At 75.1% G+C, this 10,423-nt stretch carries 9 protein-coding genes; 5 read left to right on the plus strand and 4 right to left on the minus strand.

Going from position 1 to position 10,423, the window contains the following annotated elements:
* On the plus strand, positions 1 to 615 hold a 615-nt coding region (locus tag ACWGIU_RS17650), incomplete at its 5' end, for a M24 family metallopeptidase (RefSeq protein ID WP_453706789.1).
* Positions 616 to 618: 3 nt separating this feature from the next.
* Here ACWGIU_RS17650 and treZ read toward each other — a convergent pair.
* Positions 619 to 2,376 (minus strand): malto-oligosyltrehalose trehalohydrolase, encoded by a 1,758-nt coding sequence (gene treZ / locus ACWGIU_RS17655; RefSeq protein WP_453706791.1) that lies wholly within the window; start codon positions 2,374 to 2,376, stop codon positions 619 to 621.
* A 110-nt stretch (positions 2,377 to 2,486) separates the two neighbouring features.
* Here treZ and ACWGIU_RS17660 point away from each other — a divergent pair, with 110 nt between their 5' ends.
* Complete coding sequence (locus ACWGIU_RS17660) at positions 2,487 to 3,050, plus strand: DUF1707 and FHA domain-containing protein (RefSeq protein ID WP_453706793.1); 564 nt, start codon at positions 2,487 to 2,489, stop codon at positions 3,048 to 3,050.
* Positions 3,051 to 3,109: 59 nt separating this feature from the next.
* The gene (locus tag ACWGIU_RS17665) at positions 3,110 to 3,589 is read left to right on the plus strand and encodes an N-acetyltransferase family protein (RefSeq protein ID WP_453706795.1); all 480 of its coding nucleotides are present in this window, start codon (positions 3,110 to 3,112) and stop codon (positions 3,587 to 3,589) included.
* Here the strand turns inward: ACWGIU_RS17665 and ACWGIU_RS17670 are convergent.
* Entirely contained in the window at positions 3,579 to 4,694 is a 1,116-nt protein-coding gene (locus ACWGIU_RS17670; RefSeq protein WP_453706797.1) for a MerR family transcriptional regulator, read from the minus strand. The genes ACWGIU_RS17665 and ACWGIU_RS17670 overlap by 11 nt on opposite strands.
* A 212-nt stretch (positions 4,695 to 4,906) precedes the next feature.
* On the opposite strand from ACWGIU_RS17670, the gene ACWGIU_RS17675 reads away from it, so the two are divergent.
* Positions 4,907 to 5,758, plus strand: coding sequence for a 2OG-Fe(II) oxygenase (locus tag ACWGIU_RS17675; protein ID WP_453706799.1), 852 nt, complete (start codon positions 4,907 to 4,909; stop codon positions 5,756 to 5,758).
* 6 nt (positions 5,759 to 5,764) lie between these two features.
* Here the strand turns inward: ACWGIU_RS17675 and ACWGIU_RS17680 are convergent, their stop codons facing one another.
* Positions 5,765 to 7,060, minus strand: a complete 1,296-nt coding sequence (locus ACWGIU_RS17680; RefSeq protein WP_453706805.1) for a M14 family zinc carboxypeptidase — start codon at positions 7,058 to 7,060, stop codon at positions 5,765 to 5,767.
* A 577-nt stretch (positions 7,061 to 7,637) separates the two neighbouring features.
* Complete coding sequence (gene treY / locus ACWGIU_RS17685) at positions 7,638 to 9,917, minus strand: malto-oligosyltrehalose synthase (RefSeq protein ID WP_453706801.1); 2,280 nt, start codon at positions 9,915 to 9,917, stop codon at positions 7,638 to 7,640.
* A gap of 82 nt (positions 9,918 to 9,999) precedes the next feature.
* Between treY and ACWGIU_RS17690 the strand changes: the two genes are divergently transcribed.
* The coding region (locus ACWGIU_RS17690) for an MFS transporter (protein ID WP_453706803.1) at positions 10,000 to 10,423 on the plus strand (424 nt) is incomplete at its 3' end.

Below are 10,423 nucleotides of genomic sequence, written 5' to 3' on the forward strand. Positions count from 1 at the left end.
ATCCTCCACCTTCCCTTCGCCGACCGCCGGGAGAGCGACGTCGCCGCCGACCTGGCCGGCTTGCTGCGCGCGCACGGCCACTCCCAGGTCGACTTCACGGTCGTCGGCTCCGGCCCCAACGGGGCCGACCCGCACCACGAGGCCGGCGACCGCGTCATCCGCCACGGCGACATGGTGGTCCTCGACTTCGGCGGCCTGCGCCACGGCTACGGCTCCGACATCTCCCGCACCGTGCACGTCGGCGAGCCCACCGCCGAGGAGCAGCGGGTCCACGACATCGTCCGCGAGGCCCAGCAGGCCGGCGTGGCCGCGGTCCGGCCGGGGGTCTCCTGCCAGGAGATCGACCGGGCCGCCCGCGCGGTGATCACCGAGTTCGGCTACGGGGACCGCTTCATCCACCGCACCGGCCACGGTATCGGCGTCACCACCCACGAGCCCCCGTACATGGTCGAGGGCGAGGAGCAGCCGCTGGTCCCCGGCATGTGCTTCTCCGTGGAGCCGGGCGTCTACCTGCCGGGCCGGTTCGGCGTCCGCATCGAGGACATCGTGACCGTCACCGAGGACGGCGGGCGCCGCCTCAACAACGCCCCGCGCGAGCTGGCCGTCGTGGAGTGAGTCTCACGTGGCCAGGACGACCGCCGTTTCGCCCGGTACATGGATCCGCCCGTCGGGATCCGGGTGTCCGACCGGCTCCCAGGCGGCCAGCACCCGCACCCCGTTGCGGCCCAGCGCGATGGTCACCGGGTCCGGGGAGAGGTTCACGGCCACCCGGACGTCGCCCCGCCGGAAGGTGAGCCAGCGCCGCTCCTCGTCGTGGGCGACCCGGACCGCCGCCAGGTCCGGGTCGCGCAGGTCGTGATGGGTGCGGCGAAGTGCGATCAGGGTGCGGTACCAGTCCAGCAGGCGGGCGTGGACGGCCTGTCCGGGCTCCGCCCAGTCGAGGCAGGAGCGCTCCCGGGTGGCCGGGTCCTGCGGGTCCGGGATCTCCTCGGCCTTCCAGCCGTGCGCCGCGAACTCCCGGCGGCGGCCGGACCGTACCGCCTCCGCGAGCCCCGGGTCGGCATGGTCGGTGAAGTACTGCCAGGGCGTCCTCGCGCCCCACTCCTCGCCCATGAACAGCATCGGCACGAACGGCCCGGTCAGGGCGACGGTCGCGGCGCACGCCAGCAGCCCGGGGGAGAGCGAGGAGGAGAGCCGGTCGCCGAGGGCCCGGTTGCCGATCTGGTCGTGGGTCTGGGTGTAGCCGAGGAAGCGGTGGGCCGGGGTGCGGCGGTGGTCCACCGGGCGGCCGTGGGTGCGGCCGCGGAAGGAGGACCAGGTCCCGTCGTGGAAGAAGACCCGGCTCATGGTCTTGGCGAGGGCGGTGAGCGGAGCCGCCGCGAAGTCGCCGTAGTACGCCTGGGATTCGCCCGTCAGCGCGCAGTGCAGTGCGTGGTGGAAGTCGTCGTTCCACTGGGCGTGCAGGCCCAGGCCGCCGGCGGCGCGCGGGGTGGTGGTACGCGGGTCGCAGCGGTCGGACTCGGCGATCAGGAACAGCGGGCGGCCGGTGTCCGCGGCAAGTTCGTCGACGGCCGCGGACAGTTCCTCCAGGAAGGTCAGCGCCCGGTCGTCGGCCAGCGCGTGCACGGCGTCGAGCCGCAGCCCGTCGATCCCGTAGTCGCGCAGCCAGGCCAGCGCGCTGCCGAGCAGGTAGGCGCGTACCTCGTCGGAGCCGGCCGCGTCCAGGTTCACCGCGGAGCCCCACGGGGTGTGGTGGGTGTCGGTGAAGTACGGTCCGAAGGCGGGCAGGTGGTTCCCGGACGGGCCGAGGTGGTTGTGGACCACGTCCAGCACCACGCCCAGCCCCGCGTCGTGCGCGGCGGCCGTGAAGCGGGCCAGGCCGGCCGGGCCGCCGTACGGTTCGTGCACCGCCCAGGGTGCGACCCCGTCGTACCCCCAGCCGTGCCGGCCGGAGAACGAGCAGACCGGCATCAGCTCCACGTGCGTGACGCCGAGGGCGGTGAGGTGCCCGAGCCGGGCGGCGGCCGCGTCGAAGGTGCCCTCTGGGGTGAAGGTGCCGATGTGCAGCTCGTACAGGACCGCGTCCTGGAGGGGGGTCTGCGGCGCCGGCGCCGGCCGTGGGGCGAGGGCCTCCAGGTCGACCACCGCCGACAGGCCGTCGGGACCGTCGGGCAGCCGCCGCCCGCGCGGGTCCGGCCACGGGCCGGCGCCGGGGCCGTCGCCGTCGAGCAGGAATCCGTAGCGGCTCCCGTCGGCGGCCGGGGCCTCGGCGGTCCACCAGCCGTCCCGGTCCGGATCGCGTGCCATGTCGTACGTCGCGCCGTCGAGCAGCATGGCGACGTGCCCTGTCAGTGGTGCCCACACCTCGAACTGCACGGACGGTCCCCTCGTCGGCGGCGGTGTCCAGCATGCGTATCGTGCCCATCATTCCGGGCGTGGCGGGGGAGTTCTGGACACTCCGGCCCCGACGGGCCGACAATCACTCTGTGACGTCCAGTTTCGAGATTCCCGCCTTTCCCGCGCCGCGGCTGTCCGATGCCGAGCGCGACCGGGCGCTGGGCCAGCTCCGGGAGGGTGCGGCCCTCGGCAAGCTGTCCCACGACACCTTCCTGCGCCGGATGGAACTCGCCCTGGCCGCGCGCCGCTCCGAGGACCTGGCGGTCCTCACGGCCGACCTCCAGTCCCGGGAGGCCGCCGAAAGCCCGTGGACCCGTCGGCTGTTCGGCTGGGTCGGGCGGGCCTCGGCCGTGTCCGTCGGGATCCGGCGCGCCTGGGCCGCCGAGCGACTGCCCAAGCTGCTGCTGCCGCACCCGAGCGCGGCCGCCCTGCGGATCGGTCGCGACCCCGGCAACGGGCTGCGGCTCAGCCACGAGACGGTCTCCCGGGCGCACGCGGAGCTCAGCCTGCGCGACGGGGTCTGGGTGCTCAAGGACCTCGGCTCCACCAACGGCACCACGGTCAACGGCCGCCGGGTGACCGGTTCAGCGGTGGTCCGCGACGGGGACCAGGTCAGCTTCGGGAACATGACCTTCCGGCTCTCGTCGAACTGAGAGCCCCCGGAGCTTCCCCGCCGGTCCACCGCCGGGAGCGGCCGCGCAGGATGGCGGTCATGGAACACACCACCGTCATGCGCCGCGCACGCGTGGGCGACCTGCCCCGCCTGGTCGCACTCGTCCACGAGCACGTGGCGTACGAGAAGTCGGCGCCGCGCCCGCCGGACCTCGCCGAGCGCCTCGGCCCGCACCTGTTCGCCGAGGACGCCCGGCTGTGGGTGCTGCTCGCCGAGACCCCGGACGGCACGATCGCCGGATACGCGGCCTGCTCCGCCGAGTTCGCCTTCTGGGACGCCCGGCACTACCTGCACATGGACTGCCTCCACCTTGCGGAGGAAGCCCGCGGCCACGGCCTGGGCGCCGCACTGATGGAGGGCGTGACGGACTTGGCCCGCGCACTCGGCCTCGACCAGGTCCAGTGGCAGACCCCGGACTGGAACGAGGGCGCGATCCGCTTCTACGACCGCCTCGGAGCCACCGGCAGGCCGAAACTCCGCTACACCCTCGCGGTGGAGGCGGCGCCGTTCACACCATGAGCAGGCGCAGGCCCAGATCCGCCGCGTCGAGGTCGGCGAGGGCGCCGTTGCGTTCGGCCCACCGGCCGGAGACGAGGTCGTCCCGGAGGCTTCGCACCGCCCGCCGCTCGGCCTCCGGCCCGACCCTCGTCCACACCGACATCGCACGGCGCACGTGCTCCTCCAGATACGCCTCCGGTCGGCGCCAGTACGCCTCGAACAGGCCGTCGGCGCAGTCCCACGGGACGGGCACCGGCTCGGCGCGGGCGCCGATCGCGTCGGCCATCGCGGCGAGCGAGGGGAACTCCGCGAGGACGCCGGCGAACTCGGGCAGGTAGTCGCGGGTGAGCCAGAATCGGTCCTGCCAGCCGGGCTCGTCGGTGTCGAAGGTGAGCACCACCACGCGGCGGGCCACGCGCCGCATCTCGCGCAGCCCGGCGATCGGGTCCCCCCAGTGGTGAACGGTGGAGACGGCCATCGCCACGTCGAAGGACCCGTCCTCGAACGGCAGGCTCTCCGCCGCGGCGGCCACGCACGGCGCCGAACCGGCGGGCCGCTGCCCCCGCATGACCGCCGATGGCTCCACCGCGGTCACCTCGCGGTCGGTGGGCTCGTACGAGCCTGTGCCGGCCCCGACGTTCAGCACCGACCGCGCGTCCCCGAGCGCGCCCCAGATCCGCGCGGCGATCCGCGGCTCGGTACGCCGTGTCGCGGGGTAGGCGCCGCCGATCGCGTCGTACAGCCGGGCGCCGAGCACCCCCAGTTGCTCCTCCGGTGTCACCTTCCGTCCCTTCGCCCGTTCTTCCAGTTCCCGGTCGATGGCCGCCACCATGGCGTCGGCCCGATTCCGCCGCTCCAGCAGCAGGCCGCGCAGTCGGCGCAGGTGTGCCGCCGCGTCGGTGGACGGGTCGCCGACCAGTTCCGTGACCTCCCGCAGCCCGAAGCCCAACCGCCGGTAGGCCAGCACCTCCCGCAGCCGCTCGATGTCGCCCGCCGAGTAGTCCCGGTACCCGGCCGCGGTCCGTGCCGAAGGCCGGACGAGCCCGATGTCGTCGTAATGGTGCAGCGTGCGGACGCTCACGCCGGCCAGCTCGGCCACGCGTCCCACGGTCCAGTGGTCCTCCATGGCACCGACTGTGCGGGCTGACGCCACGTGAGGGTCAAGAGCCTGCACGCGCGGGCTCGCGGTGGAGCCCTCCCGGGTGCGGTTCCGTTTCCCGGTGACCTTCCGCCGGCCGGGCCGTATCGGACGGCCCGCGCGGGCGGGCACCGTGCACTTCCGTGCGCCCCCCTTGTGCTCCTTCGGGGCGGACGGCCGCCGTCGTACGGTGCCGGGCTATGAGCGGATATCCGATGGAACCGGCCACCCCGATGGAGATCAGCCCCCGCGTACTGCCGCCCTCCGACCGGTGGTCCCCCGCCCTCGCGGTACCGGCACCGGTCTGCCGTTTCGAGAACTTCCTGGGGGCGGAGCGCGCCGACGCCCTGCTGGAGTACGCGACAGCCCGGGAGGAGGACTTCACGGCGGGGACCGTCCTGGAACCCCTGACCGGACAGGTGTCCCGCAAGGGGCGGGACTCGCTGGTCCTCCCCGTGACGAGCGAGGTGTTCAGCGCGCACCTGGCCGACTGTCTGCCGCTCGTCCAGGAGGTCCTCGGACACCGGGCGGCGCTCGCCCAGTCGTTGACCGTGCTGACGGCGCACGGCGAAGGCGGCCACTTCGGCATCCACACGGACGCCTCACGCGTACGGGACGTGAGCACGGCGCTGTCCGCGGTGTACTACCTGCACCGCACGCCCCGCGCCTTCGGCGGTGGCCAACTCCGCCTGTACGACACCGTGGTGGACGACGACGGCAGGGCGCGGCCGGGGGAGTCCTACCGCACCATCGAGCCCGAGCACGACACCATCGCCTTCTTCCCCTCCGGCGCCTTTCACGAGGTGGTGCCGTCCACCTGCCCGAGCGGGCGGTTCTCCGACCACCGGTTCACCCTCACGACGTGGATCTCCGGCGGGGAGCCCGCGGTCCCGGACGCGCACCGGCCGTACGTCTGGCAGTGGCTGGCGGACGCGGCCGAAGGCACCCGCCCCCTCCACGACGCCCCGCGGGACCACGACGGAGCCAGGCCGGTGGCCCTGCCACCGCCCGGCCCCGGCACCCGCCGGGGGCTGTCCTGGAACAGGACCTGACCCCGCTCAGCCAGGCTGCCCCGCCGCCACCAGACGGTCGTAGGCGGCCAGGACGGTCCGGGACTGGTGTTCCACCTGAGTGGCCACCGGGACCCAGCGGGCCCCGAAGCGGGCCGCGAAGTCCTCGCACCACCCGGTGACCAGCCGGTCCAGCCCGGGCGCCGCCGGATGCCCCTGGGCGCGCAGCACCCGCAGCAGCATCGCGGCGGCGCGCAGCGACAGCCGCCGCCCGAAGGCGTCGATGCTGGCGACGTACGCCGCCGTGGCCTCGGCCGGAGCCCCGGCGGTCCACTCGGCCGCCACCCGGGGGATCAGCGCGAGCGTCCAGTCCACCGCGCGCAGCAGGGGAGCCGTGGCCGGGTCCGCGTACGGGGGCGGGTCATCCCGTACGCGGGCGCCGCCCCGGGCCGCGGCGACGAGCGCGGCGTCAGAGGTGAGCCGCTCGGCCAGCATCCGCAGGGCGCCGCGCGGGTCCGGGTGCGGGGCCGGATCGTCCACCAGGTCGGAGGCCCACATGGGGACTTCGACGATGGCGGTCGTGCCGCCGTAGCGGTGGGCGTGGTACCAGGTGCTCAGCCGGGTGTCCTCCGGGTGGAACGCCCCGGCGGCCTCGCTGCCGGGCTGCGGGATGACGAAGATCCCGGGTCCGGGGGAGGGCCAGCCGGCCGCGTCCGAGGCCCCGTTCTCCACCGGGATGCGCAGGTCGGCGGCCGATGTGGCGAACGGCTCGGCGAGGCCGGGTATGTCCCGGGTGAGCTGCACCCAGGAGCCGCCGAGGTCGGTGGCGTGCAGGGAGACCTGCAGGACGGGCCGGAGTTCGTCGATGAGCGCGGTCAGGGCCAGGGTCTCCGGCGGCAGCCGGTCCGGGGGCAGTAAGGACGGCGCCCACTCGGGCTGTTCGGGGCCGGGCGGCCGGAAGAAGTTCCGGTGGTAGTCCAGCAGCGAGGAGGGGCGGGAGGTGCGGTGCAGGTTCGCGCCGTCGGGGTCGGCGCAGAGCAGGAAGTGCCAGCCGCACCCGGCCCGCGGCGTCGGGTCGTCGAGGACGCGCCGGGCGAGCGAGAGGGCGGTGGCGCCGCCGACGGGCTCGTTGGCGTGCGCCCCGGCGACGACGAGGACGTTACGGTCGGCCCCGCGCGGGGCGCCGCCCGTCGCGGTGACGGACAGCACCCAGAGCGGCTGCCCGGCCCGGGAGGTACCGGCCTGGCGGAGGCGGACCTCGCCGGGGTGTTGGTCCGCCAGAGCGTGGGCGGCGAGCCCGAGTTCCCGCGGTGTGGGGTAGCACATGTCACGGAGGAGAGTCACAAGGGATGCCATGCCCGCAGGGCCCGCCGCCTACTGCTCCGAGGGCTCCGCAGTTCCCCCGAAGCACGAGAAAACCCCTGGCCAAGGCCTGCGGGCCGGACCGGCCGGGCCCGTCGCCGCCGACCGGAATCGCCCCGGTCTCCCGCGGCTCCCCGCACGTGGTGCGCACGGTGGCCCGGACACCCCCGGAGGCGAGCCGCTCGGCCCCTCCGGCCGGGCCGCGGTCCGCACGCCGGTCCCGCGTCTCTTCAGGCCCCCGCGCCAGAGGCCGGGACACGGCCGCGTCCTCCGGCGGGACCAGTCGGCTGTCCGCGGCCTCGACCGGGTCACCCCGGCGCCCGTGGAACGGCGGAACGCCGGTTGCCCGCGGCCTCGACCGGGGTCACCTCGGCGAGCGTGGCACGGTGGAACGCCGCGTACTCCACCCCGATCGCCCCGCCGCCCGGCGTCAGCACCGACGCCGGCAGGCCGGGCGGCCGCGGCCGCCTTCGCGGCGCTGATCGGCACCCGGGCCGCGCCGCGCCCGGGCCCGGGGCGCCGCCGCACCGAGCGGCGGGCAGCCCCCGGGGCCGCCGGTTCACCGGCGCAGCCAGACACCCACCGGGTGGCCGTCCAGCAGGGCCGCCACCTCGGCCGAACCGCTGTGCGACACGGCGGGGTCCGCGGACGGGGCGAGGGGGGCGGAGGGGGCGAGGCGGGTCCAGGTGCCGGGCGGCAGGTGCAGGCGGGTGGCCCGCCAGCCGCCCGACGCGGCCAGCCGGTGGGACAGCCGGGTGGCCGCCACCAGCAGTCCGGGGGCGCGGGTGAAAGCCAGCAGGTGGTCGGCGGCCGGGCCCTTGGCCAGGACCGGCGCGTAGCCCCGGAACAGCTCCGGCCGGTCCCGGCGCAGCCGCAGCAGGGTGGCCGTGAGCCCGAGCTTCTCCTCGGCCGGGTCCTCGGGGGCCGACCCGCTGTCCAGCCGGGCCAGTGCGCGACGGGGGAAGTGGGCCGGACGCCGGTTGTCGGGGTCCACCAGGGCCCGGTACTCGGTCTCCGCGCCCTGGTAGACCTCCGGGACCCCCGGCATCGCCAGGTGCAGCAGGGTCATGCCGAGGAGGTTCGCCCGGGCCGCCCCGGCCAGCTCCGCCGGGAGGTCGAGCGGGTCCCGGACGTACTCGGCCACGCCCGCCTCGTACGCCTCGTCCGGCTCGGTCCAGCTGGTGTGCAGGGCCGCCTCGCGGACCGCCTTCAGCAGTGCGTCGGCCAGCCGGGGCCCGGCCTCGGGGACCCGGCCGAGCCCCACCGCGGTCTGCCGGGCCACCCAGGCCAGCTGGGGGTCGGGCCCCTCGGGCCGGCCCATGAGCTCCGGCGCCTGGGACAGCGCCGCGATCCGGGCCCGGACGTCCGCACTGCGCTTGGTGTCGTGCGTGGACAGGACGGTCCCGGCCGCGGGCCATTCCTCGGCCAGGGCGGCGCAGTACGCGTGGAACTCCGCGGCCGACACCGCCGGGCGCCCCGGCTCCCCGCCGACCTCGGTGGCCGACAGCAGCGGCGCGTACCGGTAGAAGGCCCGGTCCTCCAGGGACTTGGCGCGCAGGGCGGCCGAGGTCTGGGCGAAGCGGGCGGCGAAGACCGGATCCCGCAGCAGCAGTTCCCGTACGGCGGCCACCGCGCCCGGACCGGCCACCGCGGCCGCCTCCTCCAGGGCACGCGCCGGCAGCTCCGGCTCGCCGGGGTACGGCCGGTAGACGGGAAAGGCGATCAGCATTTCCCGTACAGCGGCCACCAGTTCCGGTCCGGCCTGCCGTTCCAGCGTGCCCAGCTCGGCGGCCAGGTCGCCCGTCAGCACCTCCCGCGCGGACGCCCGGGCCGCCTCCGGCCAGTGGGGCAGCCCGGTGGTCTCCGCGTACCGGGCCGCCAGCTCCGCGGCGCCCTCGGGGTCGGTGAACACCCCGTCCACCCGGTGCAGGGCGTCGTAGCCGGTGGTTCCCGCCACCGGCCAGGCCGACGGCAGCCGCTCCTCGCGGGCCAGGATCTTCTCGACCACCACCCAGCAGCCGTCGCCCGCCGCCGCCCGCAGCCGCCGCAGGTACTCCTCCGGGTCCGCGAGGCCGTCCACGTGGTCGATCCGCAGCCCGTCCGCGACCCCGTCCCGGACCAGCTCCAGCACCTTCGCATGGGTGGCGGTGAACACCTCCGGGTCCTCCACCCGGACCCCGATCAGATCCGAAATGGTGAAGAATCGCCGGTAGTTGAGCGAGGTCCGGGCCTCGCGCCACCAGGCCGGCCGGTACCACTGGGCGGCGAGCAGCTCGGGCAGCGCCAGCCCCGAGGTCCCCTCCCGCAGCGGGAACTGCTGATCCCCGTAGCGCAGCACCTCGCCGTCGGCGTACAGCTCGCAGGACTCCACCGGCCCGGCCAGCACCGGCAGCAGAACCTGCCCGCCCCCCGCCTCCCAGTCGATGTCGAACCAGCGGGCGTACGGCGAGGCGGGGCCGTTCCGCAGCACCTCCCACAGCGGCCGGTTCAGCCGCAGCGGGGTCGGTACCGCCATGTGGTTGGGCACGATGTCGAGGACCAGGCCGAGTCCGTGCGCCCGGGCGGCCCCGGCGAGGGCCCGCAGGCCCGGCTCGCCGCCGAGCTCGGCCCGCACCCGGGAGTGGTCGGTGACGTCGTAGCCGTGCGTCGAGCCGGGCACCGCCTCCAGGACCGGGGAGAGGTGCAGGTGCGACACGCCGAGCGAGGCGATGTGCGGTACGGCTGCCTCGGCCGCCGCGAAGGGGAACTCCGGGCACAGCTGGAGGCGGTAGGTCGACGTCGGAGTGACTGGTGTCGGAACGTCAGATTCCGATTCGGGGGTCGCGTGCGGCTGGCTCATGAGAACGTACGTACCCAGCCTGCCGGATTCCGTGCCATTACCCAATGCATCCGAGTGACTGCGCCGGGTTAAAGTTGATCAAGTGGTTGGAACCGTCAGCACCTATCGAAAAGTCATCGCCCTGACCGGGCCCCTACTTCCGCTCGTCTCTTTCCTCGCCCGACTGCCCGTCGCCATGTCCCAGTTCGGCAGCTTCCTGCTGGTCGCCCAGACCAGCGGATCCCTCACCACCGCGGGCACCGTCGGCGGCGCCCTCTCCCTCGGGCAGGTCCTCTTCGGACCCGTTCTCGGCCGGCTCGCCGACCGCCACGGGCAGCGTCCCGTCGTCCTGACCGCGGCCGCCGTCAACGCCGTGGCCACCGCCGCCCTCGTCGCCGGGGCGCTCACCCACCTGGCCACCGTCCCGCTCGCCGCGATCGGCGCCCTCACCGGCGCCTCCGTGCCGCTGATCGGACCGCTCGCCCGCACCCGCTCGGTGGCCCTGGCCCACCGGGCCAAGTCCGACG

Source organism: Streptomyces sp. NPDC054840 (assembly GCF_053611065.1).

Excerpts from the sequence above, each read along its gene's own strand:
- ACWGIU_RS17665 (WP_453706795.1), top strand. The coding sequence starts at position 3,110 with ATGGAACACACCACCGTCATGCGCCGCGCACGCGTGGGCGACCTGCCC.
- ACWGIU_RS17670 (WP_453706797.1), bottom strand. The coding sequence starts at position 4,694 with ATGGAGGACCACTGGACCGTGGGACGCGTGGCCGAGCTGGCCGGCGTG.
- ACWGIU_RS17675 (WP_453706799.1), top strand. The coding sequence starts at position 4,907 with ATGAGCGGATATCCGATGGAACCGGCCACCCCGATGGAGATCAGCCCC.
- treY (WP_453706801.1), bottom strand. The coding sequence starts at position 9,917 with ATGAGCCAGCCGCACGCGACCCCCGAATCGGAATCTGACGTTCCGACA.